At 73.6% G+C, this 15,669-nt stretch carries 16 protein-coding genes; 11 read left to right on the forward strand and 5 right to left on the reverse strand.

Annotated elements, in window-relative coordinates; genetic code table 11:
* Positions 1-217: 217 nt before the first annotated feature.
* The 9 genes from ACTOQ3_RS03685 (at position 218) to ACTOQ3_RS03725 (ending at position 7,436) form a co-directional block, all read left to right on the forward strand.
* The gene (locus ACTOQ3_RS03685; RefSeq protein WP_440081989.1) at positions 218-571 is read left to right on the forward strand and encodes a SchA/CurD-like domain-containing protein; all 354 of its coding nucleotides are present in this window, start codon (positions 218-220) and stop codon (positions 569-571) included.
* Positions 568-1,314 carry an SDR family oxidoreductase gene (locus ACTOQ3_RS03690; protein WP_440081990.1) on the forward strand — a complete coding sequence of 249 codons (747 nt, stop codon included), beginning with the start codon at positions 568-570 and terminating at the stop codon, positions 1,312-1,314. Before ACTOQ3_RS03685 ends, ACTOQ3_RS03690 begins: the two co-directional genes overlap by 4 nt.
* The gene (locus ACTOQ3_RS03695; protein ID WP_440081991.1) at positions 1,311-1,709 is read left to right on the forward strand and encodes an antibiotic biosynthesis monooxygenase family protein; all 399 of its coding nucleotides are present in this window, start codon (positions 1,311-1,313) and stop codon (positions 1,707-1,709) included. Before ACTOQ3_RS03690 ends, ACTOQ3_RS03695 begins: the two co-directional genes overlap by 4 nt.
* On the forward strand, positions 1,706-2,872 hold the full coding sequence (locus ACTOQ3_RS03700) for an FAD-dependent monooxygenase (RefSeq protein ID WP_440081992.1): 1,167 nt from the start codon (positions 1,706-1,708) through the stop codon (positions 2,870-2,872). Before ACTOQ3_RS03695 ends, ACTOQ3_RS03700 begins: the two co-directional genes overlap by 4 nt.
* On the forward strand, positions 2,869-3,738 hold the full coding sequence (locus tag ACTOQ3_RS03705; protein ID WP_440081993.1) for an SAM-dependent methyltransferase: 870 nt from the start codon (positions 2,869-2,871) through the stop codon (positions 3,736-3,738). Before ACTOQ3_RS03700 ends, ACTOQ3_RS03705 begins: the two co-directional genes overlap by 4 nt.
* Positions 3,739-3,861: 123 nt before the next feature.
* Entirely contained in the window at positions 3,862-4,107 is a 246-nt protein-coding gene (locus ACTOQ3_RS03710) for a phosphopantetheine-binding protein (protein WP_440065052.1), read from the forward strand.
* Between the two features lie 16 nt (positions 4,108-4,123).
* Complete coding sequence (locus tag ACTOQ3_RS03715; RefSeq protein WP_440081994.1) at positions 4,124-4,960, forward strand: cupin domain-containing protein; 837 nt, start codon at positions 4,124-4,126, stop codon at positions 4,958-4,960.
* Entirely contained in the window at positions 4,957-6,219 is a 1,263-nt protein-coding gene (locus tag ACTOQ3_RS03720) for a beta-ketoacyl-[acyl-carrier-protein] synthase family protein (RefSeq protein ID WP_440081995.1), read from the forward strand. Before ACTOQ3_RS03715 ends, ACTOQ3_RS03720 begins: the two co-directional genes overlap by 4 nt.
* Positions 6,216-7,436, forward strand: a complete 1,221-nt coding sequence (locus ACTOQ3_RS03725) for a beta-ketoacyl synthase N-terminal-like domain-containing protein (RefSeq protein WP_440081996.1) — start codon at positions 6,216-6,218, stop codon at positions 7,434-7,436. Before ACTOQ3_RS03720 ends, ACTOQ3_RS03725 begins: the two co-directional genes overlap by 4 nt.
* Before the next feature lie 76 nt (positions 7,437-7,512).
* Here the strand turns inward: ACTOQ3_RS03725 and ACTOQ3_RS03730 are convergent, their stop codons facing one another.
* Entirely contained in the window at positions 7,513-9,696 is a 2,184-nt protein-coding gene (locus ACTOQ3_RS03730) for an MMPL family transporter (protein WP_440081997.1), read from the reverse strand.
* Positions 9,697-9,817: 121 nt separating this feature from the next.
* Between ACTOQ3_RS03730 and ACTOQ3_RS03735 the strand changes: the two genes are divergently transcribed.
* Entirely contained in the window at positions 9,818-10,504 is a 687-nt protein-coding gene (locus ACTOQ3_RS03735; protein WP_440081998.1) for a response regulator transcription factor, read from the forward strand.
* Complete coding sequence (locus ACTOQ3_RS03740) at positions 10,504-11,682, forward strand: sensor histidine kinase (protein ID WP_440081999.1); 1,179 nt, start codon at positions 10,504-10,506, stop codon at positions 11,680-11,682. The genes ACTOQ3_RS03735 and ACTOQ3_RS03740 overlap by 1 nt, the downstream gene beginning before the upstream one ends.
* A gap of 42 nt (positions 11,683-11,724) precedes the next feature.
* On the opposite strand, the gene ACTOQ3_RS03745 is transcribed toward ACTOQ3_RS03740, so the two are convergent.
* From ACTOQ3_RS03745 to ACTOQ3_RS03760, 4 genes are read right to left on the reverse strand one after another with little or no spacing between them, the layout of a single operon-like run.
* Complete coding sequence (locus tag ACTOQ3_RS03745; protein ID WP_440082000.1) at positions 11,725-12,036, reverse strand: AzlD domain-containing protein; 312 nt, start codon at positions 12,034-12,036, stop codon at positions 11,725-11,727.
* Entirely contained in the window at positions 12,033-12,713 is a 681-nt protein-coding gene (locus tag ACTOQ3_RS03750; RefSeq protein WP_440082001.1) for an AzlC family ABC transporter permease, read from the reverse strand. Before ACTOQ3_RS03750 ends, ACTOQ3_RS03745 begins: the two co-directional genes overlap by 4 nt.
* A gap of 23 nt (positions 12,714-12,736) precedes the next feature.
* Positions 12,737-13,573, reverse strand: coding sequence for an AraC family ligand binding domain-containing protein (locus tag ACTOQ3_RS03755; protein ID WP_440082002.1), 837 nt, complete (start codon positions 13,571-13,573; stop codon positions 12,737-12,739).
* Entirely contained in the window at positions 13,570-15,627 is a 2,058-nt protein-coding gene (locus ACTOQ3_RS03760) for a protein kinase domain-containing protein (RefSeq protein WP_440082003.1), read from the reverse strand. Before ACTOQ3_RS03760 ends, ACTOQ3_RS03755 begins: the two co-directional genes overlap by 4 nt.
* Positions 15,628-15,669 lie beyond the last annotated feature (42 nt).

A 15,669-nucleotide genomic window follows, 5' to 3' on the forward strand; every position in this document is an offset into this window, starting at 1 on the left:
GTAAAGCAGCTGGTTGCTTGGGCGAATGTGATTCTGTTCCGCGCGGACGGAGGCCGGGGACCGCCGGTGAGGAGCGACGGGCTCCCGCCCGGGGCGGAGAGGACCCCACCGCCGGGGGAGCGCAGGTTCGGCCACGTGGCGGAAGACAGCCCGGCCCCTCGCGAACAGTCTGGTCCCAGAAGGCGGCGGACGGCCGCCCCTGACCCAAGGAAGCCCGATGCAGCGCTACGCGATCACCTTCCAGATCAGGCCCGGTACGGAGGCGGCGGTGCGGGAACTGCTGTCGAGTTACGCTCCCCCCGAGTGGGAGACCCCCGACGGAACCCGGCTGCTGAGCACCTCGATCTTCATGAAGGACACCACGGTCATCCGTCTCATCGAGATCGACGGCAACCTGCCGAGCGTGATGGCCCACCTGTCCAGGCAGCCGGGCATCCAGAGACTGGAACGCGAGCTGGACGCCTACCTCGCGGTCCCGCGCGACATGAGCAGCCCCGAGGGCGCGCGATCCTTCTTCCTGTCGGCGCTGATGGACCACGTGACCACCCGGGTCGCGGAGCCGGTCCGATGACCGCCCCCGTCTTCCTGATCACCGGGGCGACCGGGCAGCTCGCCGAGGCCGTGATCGAGCTGCTCGGCGCCCGGGGGGACCGGCTGCTGCTCACCGGCCGCGACAAGGACCGCCTCGCCCTGCTGGAGCGGCGGCACGGCGTCGCGGGGCGGATCGAGACGCTGGCCACGGACGTCTCCGATCCCGAGGGCGCCCGCCTGGCCGCCGAGGAGGCCGTCAGGCGCTTCGGCCGGCTCGACGGCCTGGTCCACATGGTCGGCGGCTTCCGGGCCGGGCCGCTGTTCCTGATGGACACCGGCGTCTACGAGCAGATGCTGCGGGACAACTTCCTGTCGGCCGTCACCGCCACCCGGGCGATCCTGCCGCACCTGACCGAGGGGGCGCGGCTGGTCTACTTCAGCACCCCGCTCGCGGACGAGCCGCTGCCCGCGCTGTCGGCGTACGCCGCCGCGAAGGCGGCCCTGGTCGCCTGGGTGCGCTCCATCGCGCACGAGGTGAAGCGGAGTGGCATCCACGCCAACACGGTCGTGATGACCATGGCGGACACCCCGGACAAGCGACGGGAACGCCCGGGGATGAACTTCGACCACACCGTCACCCCGGACCTGGTCGCCAATGTCGTGGCCTTCCTGACCAGCGAGGCCGCGGACGGCCTGTACGGAAGCAGCGTGCCGGTGCTGGGCAGGTTCGAGTTCACCTCCGAACTCGGCGGACCACCGCCCGGTGTGGGAGGCCCCCGGTGAGGGCCCGGATCGTCTTCCTGGTCAGGGTGCCCGCCGAGCGGCGGGAGGACTTCCTGGCCGCCTACGAGAAGATCCGGTACCAGGTGTCCGGCGGCGTACCCGGGCACCTCAAGGACCAGGTCTGCCAGTCGCTCACCGACCCCGAGCAGTGGCTGATCACCAGCGAGTGGCGCCGGCCTGCCGACTTCCTCGCCTGGGAGGCCACCGAGGAGCACCGCGAGCTCGTCCGGCCGATGCGGGAGTGCATGACCGAGGCCCGCTCCCTGCGCTTCCTGGTCCGGGCGGAGACGGAGGCGGGCGCGCCGGTGGGGGACGAAACCCCGGCGGGGGAGGAGGCGGACGCCCCGCCCGGAGCGGAGCCCTCCGCGGCGGCCGTCGAGCGGGGCCCCGCGTGAGGGTGGTCGTCGTCGGGGGCGGCATCGGCGGGCTGACCGCGGCGCTGGCGCTGCGGGCCGCGGGAGCCGAGGTCAGCGTGCACGAACGCGCTCCCGGGCTGCGCGCGGCACAGGCCGGACACGGGCTGGTGCTCTGGCACAACGCCGTGCTGGCCCTGCGCGAGCTCGGGCTGGAGCCCGGGGTCCGCAAGGCCGGGCACGAGTTGCACCGGCACCTGTTCAGGGACGCGCGCGGCCGCCGGATCGCGGAGTGGTCCATGGCGCGCATGTCCGGACCTCTCGGCGCACCCGTCTACAGCGTCAGCCGCCCCGAGCTGCACGCCCTGCTCGCCGGCCAGGTGGGGGACGACCTCGTGACGGGCTCCCGGTTCACCGGCCTCACCGTGACGGGCGACCGTGTCGTGGCCCGGTTCGGCGACGGCCGCGAGGAGCGGGCGGACCTGCTCGTCGGCGCGGACGGGCTGCGCTCGGCCGTACGCGCCGCGCTGCTCCCCGGGGACCCGCCGCCCCGCTACGCCGGGTTCACCGCCTTCCAGGGGGTGATCCGGCTGCCGGGTTCCGGGGTGCCCGCGAACACCTTCCTCAGCACGTGGGGCCGCGGCCGGTGGTTCGTCTGCTACCGGCTCGCCGGCGACCACGTCTACTGGGACGGGGTCCTCGGCGACCGGGTCGCCCCGAGGCTCGGGGTGAGCACCCTCGACATGCTGGCCGCGGAGTTCGCCGGCTGGCCCGACCCGATCCCCGGCCTGATCGCGGCCACCGGGGCGGACGACGTCACCCCGGTGCACGTCTTCGACCGGCCCCCGCTGCGGCGCTGGAGCCACGGCCCGGTGACGCTGCTGGGGGACGCGGCCCACCCCATGACGTTCAACCTCGGCCAGGGCGCGGGCCAGGCGATCGAGGACGCCCTCGTGCTGGCCGACGAGCTCACCGGCGGCGACGTGCCGCGGGCGCTGGCCGGCTACGAGGCCCGGCGGGTGGACCGCACCACCCGGATGGTCCGGCGGTCGCGGGTCAACGGCGAGCTCACCCGCTGGCGGCACCCGGTCGCCTGCGCGGCGCGTGACGCGTTCATGCGCCTGACCTTCGACCGGCTGGTCTATCGCGAGACCTACCGGCTCACCATGGCCATCGACTTCATCGGCGACAGGAGCGAGGAATGACCCGACCCACCGGAGAACCCGGCCTGCCCACCGGCGTGAGCCGCACCGCGGTGGTGATCGCCCAGGCCAGGGAGGCCGAGAGCACGCGGCCCGACCGGCTCTTCGACGACCCGCTGGCGGGTCCGCTCGCCGACGCCGCAGGGCGGATCGCCGGGCTCAGCGAGGCGGGCCGCCGCGCCGGGGAGCACTTCGTCCTGCGCACCCGCTTCTTCGACGACCGGTTGCGCGAGGCCGTGTCCGCGGGACCGCGGCAGGTGGTCCTGCTCGCCGCCGGCCTGGACACCCGCGCGTTCCGGCTGGAATGGCCCGAGGGCACCCGCCTGTTCGAGGTCGACCTGCCGGACCTGATCTCCTTCAAGGAGAAGGCACTGGCCGACCAGGGGGCCCAGCCCGCCTGCGACCGTACGGTCGTCCCCGCCGACCTGCGCGAGGACTGGCCGGCGCCGCTGCTGGCCGCGGGCCTCGACCCGGACGAGCCCATCGCCTGGCTGATCGAGGGCGTGCTGATGTACCTCACGCCGCAGGACGGCGCGCGCGTCCTCGGCCGGGTCTCCGAGCTGTCGACCCCCGGCAGCAGGCTCGCCGTCGAGCACGTCAACCGGGCGTACGTCGAGCTGCCGCAGATGCGGCCCGCCATGAGCAGGCTCGCCTCCACCCAGGCCGCCTGGCGGTCCGCCGTGGAGGACCCGCAGGCGTGGCTCGCCGGGTACGGCTGGCGCGCCTCGGTGACCCACCAGGCCGACCTCGCCCGCGAGCTGGGCCGTCCCGTCCCCGCGATGGCGGACCCGCGGGCGGTCGGCGCGGCGCGGATCTGGCTCGTCGACGCCGTGCGCGACGACAGCCGGCACCCGGGGACGCCGGCCTGATCCTCCCGCGGCACCGGCGGGGACCTCCGTGACACCGGCGGGCACTTCGGAGACATCGGCCCGCACTTCCGAGACACCGACCCGCACTTCCGCGACACCGACCGACGACAGGAAACGACGACGATGCCATTCACCGAAGAGAACGTGCGCGAACTGCTGCTCGCCGTGGGCCTGGACCCCGCCACCGGGGACGACGCCCTGGAGCTCAGCTTCGACGAGCTGGACCTCGACTCGCTGGCCCGGGTGGAGATCGCCACCCGGATCCAGGACCGGTTCGGGGTGGACGTGGAGGAACAGCTGACGGCCGAGGCCACGCCGTCCCTGATGAGAGAACTCGTGACCGAGCGGCTGGCGGCGGCCGGCGCCTGAGGGGAGAACGCACATCATGATCGGACACACCGACAACGCGATCGAGATCGACGCGCCCATCGGATTCGTCTGGGACCGGACGAACGACGTCCAGACCTGGCCGGAGCTCTTCTCCGAGTACGCCAAGGTGGAGGTGCTCGCCGAGTCGGACGACTCGGTGACCTTCCGGCTCACCATGCACCCCGACGAGCAGGACCGCGTCTGGTCCTGGGTGTCGGAGCGCTCCTGGGACCGCGACACCTGGACGGTCCGGGCGCGCCGGGTGGAGACCGGGCCGTTCGAGTTCATGAACATCACCTGGGTCTACGAGGAACTCGGTCCCGACCGCACCCGCATGCGCTGGGTGCAGGACTTCCACATGAGGCCCGAGGCCCCGGTCGACACCCGGGAGATGACCGACCGGATCAACGCCGGCTCCGCGGTCCAGATGTCGCTGATCAAGGAGAAGGTGGAGCGGCGCCGCCGCCGCGTCGTGGGCTTCCACGACGTGCCGTCCAACACCAAGCGCGGTGGCGACCTGCGCACCCTGGTCTCCCCGGCGACCTGCGGTTCCTCGTCGGGCTTCTGCGGGGCCGTGCGGCTGGCGCCGGGTGAGGGGATCTCCGAGCACTACCACCCCTACTCCGAGGAGTACGTGTTCGTCGCGACCGGGACGCTCAGGGTGGACCTCGACGGCGAGCCGCTCACCGTCGGCGCCGAGCAGGCGCTGCTCGTCCCCCGCGAGGTCAGGCACCGTCTCACCAATGTCGGCGAGGACGACGTGCTCGTGGTCTTCCAGCTCAGCCCGCTCGCCCCGAGGCCCGAACTCGGGCACGTGGACACCGAGCCCTATCCCGGGAAGGTGGGAACGTGAGACGGGTCGTCGTCACCGGCATCGGGGTGATCGCCCCGGGCGGGGTGGGCCGGGAGGAGTTCTGGAACCGGATCGTGGACGGCAAACCGGCCATCCGCCGGGTCACCGCCTTCGACCCGTCCCCGTTCCGCTCCCAGATCGCGGCCGAGGTCGACTTCGACCCGGCCGCCCACGGGCTCACCCCGCGCGAGACCCGGCGGATGGACCGCTTCACCCAGCTCGCCGTCGCCTGCGCCGACGAGGCACTGGCCGACTCCGGCCTCGACCTCGGCGCGGCCGACCCCGAGCGGGCCGGGATCAGCCTCGGCTCGGCCGTGGGGGCCACCATCACCCTGGAGGAGGAGTACGTGGTCGCCAGCGACCGCGGCAGGGACTGGGAGGTGGACCACCGCCACCTCAAACCGTTCCTCTACCAGTCGCTGGTGCCCTCCAGCGCGGCGGCCGAGCTCGCGGTCCGGTTCGGCGTGAACGGTCCGGCCGCCGTCGTCTCGACCGGCTGCACCTCCGGCATCGACGCGATCGGCCGGGCCTACCGGCTCATCCAGGACGGCGAGGCGGACATGATGATCACGGGGGCGTCGGACGCGCCGATCTCCCCGATCACCGTGGCGTGCTTCGACGCCATCCGCGCCACCAGCCCGAGCAACGGCGAGCCCGAGACGGCCTCGCGGCCCTTCGACGCCGGGCGCAAGGGCTTCGTCCTCGGCGAGGGCGCGGCGGTGCTGGTGGTGGAGGAGCTGGAGCACGCCCGCAGGCGCGGCGCCCGCGTCTACTGCGAGGTCACCGGCTACGCCGCGCGGGCCAACGGTTTCCACATGACCGGGTTGCGGCCCGACGGTCTCGAACTGGGCGAGGCCATCGGCGACGCGCTCGGCCAGGCAGAGCTCAACCCCGAGGACATCGGCTACATCAGCGCCCACGGGTCGGGGACCAAGCAGAACGACCGGCACGAGACGTCCGCCTACAAGCGGAGCCTCGGCGACCACGCCCGACGGGTGCCGATCAGCTCGATCAAGTCGGTGATCGGCCACTCGCTCGGCGCGATCGGCTCGATCGAGATGGCCGCCTGCGCCCTGGTGCTGCAGCGGGGCGTGGTCCCGCCCACCGCCAACCTGACCGTTCCCGACCCCGAATGCGACCTGGACTACATTCCCCTGGTCGCACGCGAGGTGACCGCCAGGCACGCGCTCTCCGCCGGCAGCGGCTTCGGCGGCTTCCAGTCCGCGATGATCTTCTCCGAGCCGGGGGCGGGCCGATGAGCGACCGTAGAGCCGTGATCACCGGAATCGGCGTGGTCGCCCCGACGGGGATCGGCGTGGTCGAGCACTGGGAGGGATCCCTGACGGGGCGGAGCCGGATCGGCCCGGTGACGTCGTTCGACGCCACCGGGGCGCCGATCAGGCTGGCGGGGGAGGTCACCGGCTTCGACGAGCGCGAGTTCGTCGACAGCAAGCTGCTGGTGCAGACCGACCGGTGGACCTGGTTCGCCCTCGCCGCCACCGAGCTCGCCCTGGCCGACGCCGCCCTCGACCCCGCGAGGGAGGACCCGTTCGACCTGTCGGTGGTGACCGCCGGGGCCTCCGGAGGGAACGCCTTCGGGCAGCGGGAGATCCAGGCGCTGTGGAGCAAGGGGCCGCGGGCGGTGAGCGCCTACCAGTCCATCGGCTGGTTCTACGCCGCCGGCAGCGGCCAGCTGTCCATCAAGCACCAGCTCAAGGGCGCCTGCGGGGTGCTGGTCGCGGACGCGGCCGGGGCGATCGACGCGCTGGCCGAGGCGGCCCGGCTGATCCGCCGGGGCACCGAGGTCGTCGTGACCGGGGGCACCGAGGCGCCGCTGTCGCCGTACGCGCTGGCCTGCCAGGCCGGTGAGGCGACGGTCGGACGCGGGAGCGACCCGGCCGTGGCCTACCGGCCCTTCGCCCCCGACGCCGGCGGCCACGTCCCCGGCGAGGGGGGTGCGATCCTCGTCGTGGAGGACCGGCACAGCGCCCTCGGCCGGGGCACCCCCACGGTCTACGCCGAGATCGCCGGGACCGCCTCCACCCACGACGCCCACCACGTGGCCGACCCGGCACCCGGCCACCGCCAGTACGCCAGGGCCATGCGCGAGGCGATCGCCCGCGCCGGGCTCGGCCCTGACGACATCGGGGTGGTCTTCGCCGACGGCGCCGGCGATCCGGTCAGGGACGCCCAGGAGGTGGCGGCGCTGCGGGAGGTGTTCGGCGGCCGCCGCGTGCCGGTGACGGTGCCCAAGACGATGACCGGTCGCCTGTGTTCCGGCGGCGCGGCCCTCGACGTCGCGTGGGCGGCCCTGTCCCTGACCGGCGGGATGATCCCGCCGACCGTCGGCACCGCCGCCGTCGAGGGCGTGGACCTGGTCACCGAGGCCAGGATCGTGAACGGGCTGTCGGCCGCGCTGGTCGTGGCCCGCGGCTCCGGTGGCTTCAACTCCGCGGCCGTGCTGACCGCCGTCTGACGGGCCGGGCAACGGGGAGACACGCGAACGGCCACCGCCTCTCGGAGGCGGTGGCCGTCTCGCCGTCCGCGGGACCCTAGACCGGTTCCGGGACCCGGACCGGTTCGGGGTTCTCCCTCCTCAGCGGCGAGGGCTCCACCCGCAGGAGCCGCGCCGCCCAGACGGGCAGCCACCAGTTCCACCGGCCCATCATCGCGACCACCGCCGGGACCAGGATGCCGCGGATCAGGGTGGCGTCCAGGAAGATGCCCAGGGCGAGGCCGCTGGCGAACACCTTCACGTCCAGCTCGGGGGTCATGGCCAGCGCGGTGAAGGAGATGAACAGGATCAGCGCCGCCGAGGTGACCAGCCGCCCGGTGCGGCCCACGCCCTCGATCACCGCGTGCTCCGTGCTGCCCGACCTGTCGTACTCCTCGCGCATCCTGGCCAGGATGAACACCTCGTAGTCCATGCTCAGGCCGTACAGGAAGGCGAAGATGGTGAGCGGCACGAACTCGCCGATCGAGCCGGTGGGCTGGATGCCCAGCAGTTCCCTGGTCCCCCAGCCGAACTGCCACAGCACCACCATCGCGCCGATCACCGCGCCCAGCGAGAGCAGGTTCAGGACGATCGCCTTCAACGGCAGCAGCAGCGAGCGGAACGCCCGTGCCAGCATGACGAACGTGACCAGCGCGATCAGGCCGAGCATCCAGGGGAACGCCCCGTAGGTGCGCTCCTGGAAGTCCATGCTCTGCGCCGCGTTGCCGCCGACCCGCGCGCCGGCCGGTGCCGCCTCGCGCACCCGGGTGATGGTCGCCTCGCCCTCCTCGGTGCCGTTCTCCGCGGCCGGGAGCACGGTGACGACGGCGGTGCCGTCGCGGCGCCAGGACGGGCCGTCGGGGGCGAGCACGGCCGACACGCCCTCCACGCCCCGCAGCCTCTCGGCGGTCCGGGCGGGGTCGCCGGTCACCAGGACGTCGAACGGGGTGATCGAGCCGGCCGGGACGCCCGCCTGGCGCAACGCGGACAGCCCCTCGTGGCCGGGCCCCGAGGTCAGCAGGTTCCTGCTCTCCGGCAGGCCGAGGTTGACGCCCAGGGCGGTCACCGTCAGCGCCACCAGCAGCCCGCCGGTGAGCAGGGCGGCGGGCCACCGCAGCCGCACCACGCCGCGCGCCCACGCCGACCAGGCCCGCCCGGCCCGCGCCTCACGCCGGAAGGGAGGCTCGTCCCGGCCGTCGCGGGCGCGCCTGCGGTCGAGCCGCTGCCCGGTGAGGGCGAGCAGCACCGGCAGCACGGTCAGCGTCGTGGCCACGCTCACCGCCGCGATGATCATCCCGGCGAGGCCGAGGCTGCGCAGGAACGGCACCGGCAGCACCACCATGGTCACCAGGCCGATCGCGACCGCGACGCCGCTGAACAGCACCGCCCGCCCCGCGCCCGCCATGGCCCGGTGCACGGCCTCGTCGCCGCGGTGCCCGCCCGCCTGCTCCTCCCGCCAGCGGGCCACCAGCAGGAGCGAGTAGTCGACCGCGATGCCCAGACCCAGCAGGGGCATCGTGGTGAGGGCCACGTCGTGCACGGTCGTCACCAGCGTCAGCGCCAGGATCACGATGAACGACACGAAGATGGACAGGACCGCGATGAGGAGCGGTACGAAGGCCAGCGCCGAGCGGAACACCAGCAGCAGGACGAGCACCGCGGCGATCACCCCGATGCCGATCTTGGCGGGCACGTCCACGCCGCCCGCGTCCACGCTCGGCGCGAGGGTGTCCAGTCCCGTGACGTGGACGCTCGTGCCCGGCGGCAGCACCGGGGTCATCGCCTCGACGATGACCGGGCTCTCGTCCGGCGTCTCGCCGAGGCCGCCGCCCGGCGGGCTGCCGTCGGAGTAGGTGCCGGGGAAGACCAGCCCGAACGTGGTCCGGCCGTCGGTGCCGACCAGCCGGGGGTCGCCGGTGCTCGCGTACGAGACCACGCGGGCCTCGGGAAGCCTGGCGGAGACGGCGGCGAAGGCGCGGCCGAGGGTCTCCTTCTGCGCGTCGGCGCGCATTCCCTCGGGGAGCACGACCACCGGGACGAACGGCCGCTGGTAGCCGCCGTTCCCGTAAATTCTGACAATTTCCTGATTGGCATCGAAAGCGGGCATTCCCGGATGTGAGTATTCCTCGGAGAGCCGCTGAATCGCGATCGGCGTCGCGCCCATACCCACCAGGAACCCCAGCACGGCCAGCAGGGCGACCAGCCCTTTGCGTCGCAGTACGAAAACCGAGATTCTCTCCATGCCACCCAGTGCAACAAAAAGATCTTCGACGCCCGTGTGCCCGTCCTTAGAGCGGCATGTGAATCGCTCTTCACAGAGTTTTCTATGGTCTTTCCAAGATCTTCTGGGTGAGACTTGTCGGGTGAGCCGCATACTGGTCGTAGATGACGAGCCATATCTCGCCGATCTGGTCGCAACCGCCCTTCGCTACGAGGGATTCGAGACGGCGATCGCCGGAACCGGCGCCGCGGCGGTGTCGCTGGCCGAGACCTTCGATCCCGACCTGATCGTCCTGGACGTGATGTTGCCCGACGTGCTCGGCACGGAGGTCTGCCACCGGATCAGGATGACGGGTTCGGAGGTGCCGGTGGTCTTCCTGACCGCGCTCGACGCCACCGAGGACAAGATCGGCGGGCTGACCGTGGGGGGTGACGACTACGTCACCAAGCCGTTCAGCCTGGAGGAGCTGATCGCCAGGATCCGCGCCGTGCTGCGCCGGACCCAGCGGGCCGGTGCCGAGGGCGGCAGGGTGACCTTCGCCGACCTGGTCATCGAGGAGGACGCCCACGAGGTGTGGCGCGACGGCCGGCGCGTCGACCTCACCCCGACGGAGTTCAAGCTGCTGCGCTTCCTGGTGGCCAACGCGGGCAAGGTCGTCTCCAAACGGCAGATCCTGGACCACGTGTGGGAGTACGACTTCGGCGGCAACGACGGGGTGGTGCAGACCTACATCAGCTACCTGCGCCGCAAGGTCGACGCGTCACACCCGCCGCTCATCCACACCGTGCCCAGGGTGGGATACGTCGTGCGCCTGCCCAGGGAGGACTGATGTCGCTGCGGACCCGCCTCGTGCTGACCGTCGTGGGCCTGGTCGCCCTGGCTCTCGGGACGGCGGCGGGGGCGACGTTCGGCGCGCTGCAGGACTGGCGCGGCCACGGCAGCGCGCGGCTGCTCGCCCTGACCACCCCCGAGGCGCTGGTGGCCGCCTCCGACGAGCTGACCGAACGCGTCGCCCTGGTGATGATCGGCTCCTCGGTGTTCGCGCTCGCCTGCCTGACCCTGCTCGCCACCCACCTGATCCGCCGGGGACTGCGCCCGCTGGACCGCATCGTCGAGACCGCGGCGGCCATCGGCGACGGCAACCTGGAGCGCCGCATCGAGGCGGCGCCGGCCACCGGGGAGGTGGGCCGCCTGGGCCACGCGCTCAACCAGATGCTCGCCCAGATCGAGGAGGCGTTCCGCGAGCGGGAGGCGTCGGAGGACCGGCTGCGCCGCTTCGTCGCCGACGCCTCCCACGAGCTGCGCACCCCGATCGCCTCCATCCGCGGCTACGCCGAGCTGTTCAGGCGCGGCGCGGCCACCCGGCCGGAGGACCTGGCCAAGGCCATGCGCAGGATCGAGGCCGAGGCCACCCGGATGGGCTCCCTGGTCGACGAGATGCTGCTGCTGGCCCGCCTCGACCAGGGCCGTCCCCTGGAGCGCTCCCCGGTGGAGCTGACCTCGCTCGCCGCCGACGCGGTGGCCGACACCCTCGCCATCGAGCCGCTCAGGCCGCTCTCGCTGGAGTGCGAGGGACCCGTCGAGGTGCCCGGCGACGCCGCCAGGATCCGCCAGATCGTCGGCAACCTGCTGGCCAACGTGCTCAGCCACACCCCCGAGGGGACCCCGGCGGTCGTCAGGATCCGGGTGGACGGCGAGCACGCCGTGGTCGAGGTGGCCGACGAGGGACCCGGTCTCACCGAGGAGCAGGGCGCCCTGGTCTTCGAGCGTTTCCACCGGGCCGGTCCTCCCCGTGACGGCGCCCGCCAGGGGGGTGCGGGCCTCGGGCTGTCCATCGTCGCCGCGGTCGCCGCCGCGCACAGCGGTGACGCCACGGTGACCTCGCGCCCCGGAGCCGGCGCCACCTTCCGCGTACGGTTCCCGCTTGGCACGGGCGGTCCCGGCACCGCCCAGGACGCGGCGCGAGGTGACGACCTCGGCGCGGCGGGCGGCGTGATGCGGCGGTGACGACCTCGGCTCGTCGAGTGGCGTGGTGCGGCGGTGACGAGCTCAGTTCAGCAGGTGGCGCAGCGCGGCGGTGACGACGGCCGCCGCCGCGAGGACGACCAGGAACGGGGCGCGCAGCAGCAGGGCCACGACGGCGGCGCCCATCCCCGCGGTGCGCGGCCAGTCGAGGTGCAGCGCCTGCCCGTCGCCGAAGGTCTGCACCGCGATCAGCGCCGCCAGCAGGGCCGCCGGGACCAGTGTCGCGAAGCGCTGCACCCCGGGATGGTCGAGGACCCGGCGCGGGGCCGACAGCCCGGCGAGCTTCAGCGCGTAACAGGCGGCGCAGGTGGCGACGACGGCCCACCAGATGGTCACTTGGGTCTCCTCAGGATCACCGCGAGCACGGCCACGGACGCGAGCAGCACGGGCACGCCCGGCGGGGTGAACGGGGTCGCGGCCAGCGCGACCGCCGCGCCGCAGCCCGCGATCAGGCGCAGCGCGCGGGCCTCGGCGCCGCTCCCGGTGAGCCGGGGCCACAGGATGGCGAGGAACGTCGCGGGACCGACCGCGTCCAGGCCGAACACCGCGGGGTCGGCCACCCAGGAGGTGCCCAGCGCGCCGACCAGGGTGGTGACGTTCCAGGTCAGATAGAGGCTGACGAAGGTGACCAGGAACGCCGTCCTGGCCGACTCCTCGTCCGGCTGGGCCAGGGTGACCGCCGTCGTCTCGTCGATCACCCCCTGGGCCGCCAGCGGCCGGCGCCAGCCCCGGATGTCGAGCACCCCGGCCATGCGGAGGCCGTACAGGCTGTTGCGGGCGCCCAGCAGCATCGCGCCGGCCGTGCCCGCGACCAGGTTGCCGCCGCCCGCGACGACGCCGACCAGGGCGAACTGCGAGGCGCCGGTGAAGGCGAACAGGCTCAGCACGCACGCCTGCGTCACGCTGAGCCCCGCGGTGACGGCCGCGGCGCCGAAGGCCACCCCCGCCAGGCCGACGGCGACCCCCACGCCCAGTCCGTCCCTGATCGCGGAGGAACGAGTGGTTGTTTCCATGGCAGGTGAGCTTAAATCCGGTTTCAAGCCCCGGTCTTGTACGTTCCTGCGCGCTGGTACGCGGCCGGCGGCACGCCCACCGTCCGGGTGAAGTGCCTGCTCAGGTGGGCCTGGTCGGTGAACCCCACATCCCCGGCGACCTGCGCGGGAGGTGTGCCGGCCTGGAGCAGCCGCCGGGCCCGGATGATCCGCAGCGTGTTCAGGTAGGCGTGCGGGGGAAGCCCGGTGGCCGCCTTGAAGGCCCGGATCAGGGTGAAGGGCCTCGCGTCCACCGCCCGCGCCAGGTCCTCGATCGTGGGCGGGTCGACGAGCCGCTCGTGCAGGATCTCCCGGGCACGCCGTACCGCAGGGTCGCCGTCCCGGTGGTACGGCGTGTCCGCGGGGCGGCGGGCGGCGTGCCGGCTGAGCAGGGCGGCGAAGGCCGTGCGGGCCAGCGTCGAGGAGGCGAGGTCGTCGCCTCCCTCCGCGGCGTCGTGCGCGGCCCGCAGCAGCGCGACGGTGGGCCGGTGGTAGGTGACGGTCTCGGGGAAGCAGGGCGTGCCGTGCCCGGCCATCAGCTCGGCGGCGATCCCGGAGACGAACTCGACCGAGGGGTACAGCACCCGGTAGGACCACCCGCCGGGAACGCCCGCGTAGCCGTCGTGCGCCTCCTCGGGGTTGAGCGTGCTGAGGCTGCCGGGGCCCGCGCGGTGCAGGGTGCCCCGGTAGGCGAACTCCTCCACCCCGGACAGGACCATCGCGATCGCGTAGCCCTCGTGCGCGTGCGGCGGGAAGCGGTGGGTCACGTATCTGGCCTTGAGGAGGTCCACCCCCGGCAGGGCCGGGGTGCGCCAGAAACGCGCCCTCTCCAGGCCGCTCACGGCCGGAAGGTCCTGGTGAACGTGTCGAAGAACGATCGGTCCCACCTGGACGCCGGGCTCTCCCAGTAGATCGCGTACGGCTTGTCGGCGAGGGTACGGAAGCCCCGGTCCAGGACGCGGGTGCGGACCCCGTTCTTGAGGTAGGTGAACTCCCAGTCGGCGGCCGGCACCCCCCGGTACACCAGCGGGGTGATGCCGATCCGCCGGTAACCGGGCCAGACGTTGTCGGCCGTCCCGGCCTTCTCCACCTTCTGCCAGTGCCTGACCGGGTTCTTCTCCGGGTCGTCGGTCGACTCGATCCACAGGAAAGCGCTCGCGCCGGGGGCGCGGAACTCCACCCTGTCGCGGCCGGCGAACCGCTTGACCCGCCAGTTGCCGGGCACCGCGACGGAGAAGCCCATCGGGTCGCGGTGCAGCCGCCAGCCCGCGGGGAGGGTCCTGGCCGGACGCGGCGTCAGCGTCGGGGCCGGCTCCGGAGTGGGGGTCGTCTCCGGCGGCGAGGTGGGCGAGGTGGGGGTGGGGTCGGTGGTCGGGGGCGTGACCTCGGCCTGGCCGTCACCGGTGTCCACCGTGGCGTCCATCTCCTGGAGGAACAGCCACCCGCCGACCCCGATCGTCACCGCGAGCGCGGGCACCCCGGCCAGGAGCGCCAACCGCCCCGCCCTCGCCCGCCGCACGGGCTCGGCCCCCGCGTCCGTGGGCTGCTCCCGCCCCGGCCGGGAACCGGGAGGCGATGGCTCGTGACCGTAGGCCTGCCGCCCGGGACGCGTGTACGGGGACTGGTCGTGGTACGGAGGCTGCTCGTGGCGCGCGTACGGCTCGGGAGGCGTGTACGGGGGCTGCTCGTGGCGCGCGTACGGCTCGGGAGGCGTGTACGGGGGCTGCTCGTGGCGCGCGTACGGCTCGGGAGGCGTGTACGGGGGCTGCTCGTGGCGCGCGTACGGCTCGGGAGGCGTGTACGGGGACTGCTCGGGCCACGTGCGCGGGGCCGGGGGGTGGGACCCCTCGGGCTGCGTGTGCCCGGCCGCGTACGGCGACCGCCCCGGGTACGTGGGCGCGGCCGGGTGCGGCGGTCGCCCCGGACCGCTCGGGGAGTCCCCGTACCCCGGCTGCCACGCGCCGCGCGCCGGGTCCTGACGCGGGGACGGGTCGGCGCGCGGCGGGTTGGTGTGGAACCCGGGAGAGGCGGGGGAGGCGTACGCCCGCTGCCCGGGATGCGCCGTTCGCCCGGAGACCGGCCCGGTGGAGGGGGAGGAGGCGCGGCCGAGCAGTGCCTCGACCTGGTCGGGGACCATCCGGGCGGCGGGGTCCCTGGCCATCAGGCCGAGGATCGCCGTCGGCAGCGGCCCGGAATGGGCCATGGGACTGGGCTCGCCGTGCAGGACGGCCATCATGGTGGCGGCGGCCGTGGCCCGCTCGAACGGAGGGCGGCCCTCCAGCGCCGCGTACAGCGTCGCGCCGAGCGACCACAGGTCCGACTCGGGGGTGGCGGGCAGCCCGTGCAGCCGCTCGGGCGGCAGGAACGCCGGGGTGCCGACCATCGCGCCCGTACGGGTGATGCCGGTCTCCTGCGTCATGGAGGCGATGCCGAAGTCGGTCAGCACCACCCGGCCGTCGTCGGCCAGCAGCACGTTCTCCGGCTTGACGTCGCGGTGCAGCACCCCCGCGGCGTGCGCGGCCCGCAGCGCGCCCAGCACGTGCAGCCCCACCGAGGCGACCCGCTCGGGCGGGAGCGGCCCGCCCGAGCGGACGATCTCACCCAGCGACCGGGACCGGACCAGCTGCATGACGATCCAGGGACGCCCGTCCTCCTCGACCACGTCGTGCACGATGACCACGGAGGGGTGGTCGAGGCGCCCGGCGGTCCTGGCCTCGCGGATGGTGCGCCGGTTCAGGTCGGTGCGCGCGGCCTCGTCGACCCCCCGGTAACGGACCTCCTTGACGGCCACCACCCGGTCGAGGAGCTCGTCGTGGGCGCGCCAGACGATGCCCATGCCGCCCTCGCCGATGTGTTCGAGCAGCCGGTAGCGGCCCGCCACCTTTCTCTCCGCCATCCCGCCCTCCCAAGCTCACTGACCGCGGGCGGTAGGGCTCCC

Origin of the sequence: Streptosporangium sp. LJ11 (assembly GCF_051918945.1) — a bacterium.
Lineage (GTDB): Bacteria > Actinomycetota > Actinomycetes > Streptosporangiales > Streptosporangiaceae > Streptosporangium.

Bases quoted from the DNA above. Each gene is read 5' to 3' on its own strand.
- ACTOQ3_RS03685 (WP_440081989.1), top strand. From the start codon at position 218: ATGCAGCGCTACGCGATCACCTTCCAGATCAGGCCCGGTACGGAGGCG.
- ACTOQ3_RS03690 (WP_440081990.1), top strand. From the start codon at position 568: ATGACCGCCCCCGTCTTCCTGATCACCGGGGCGACCGGGCAGCTCGCC.
- ACTOQ3_RS03705 (WP_440081993.1), top strand. From the start codon at position 2,869: ATGACCCGACCCACCGGAGAACCCGGCCTGCCCACCGGCGTGAGCCGC.
- ACTOQ3_RS03710 (WP_440065052.1), top strand. From the start codon at position 3,862: ATGCCATTCACCGAAGAGAACGTGCGCGAACTGCTGCTCGCCGTGGGC.
- ACTOQ3_RS03715 (WP_440081994.1), top strand. From the start codon at position 4,124: ATGATCGGACACACCGACAACGCGATCGAGATCGACGCGCCCATCGGA.
- ACTOQ3_RS03725 (WP_440081996.1), top strand. From the start codon at position 6,216: ATGAGCGACCGTAGAGCCGTGATCACCGGAATCGGCGTGGTCGCCCCG.
- ACTOQ3_RS03730 (WP_440081997.1), bottom strand. From the start codon at position 9,696: ATGGAGAGAATCTCGGTTTTCGTACTGCGACGCAAAGGGCTGGTCGCC.
- ACTOQ3_RS03740 (WP_440081999.1), top strand. From the start codon at position 10,504: ATGTCGCTGCGGACCCGCCTCGTGCTGACCGTCGTGGGCCTGGTCGCC.
- ACTOQ3_RS03750 (WP_440082001.1), bottom strand. From the start codon at position 12,713: ATGGAAACAACCACTCGTTCCTCCGCGATCAGGGACGGACTGGGCGTG.
- ACTOQ3_RS03760 (WP_440082003.1), bottom strand. From the start codon at position 15,627: ATGGCGGAGAGAAAGGTGGCGGGCCGCTACCGGCTGCTCGAACACATC.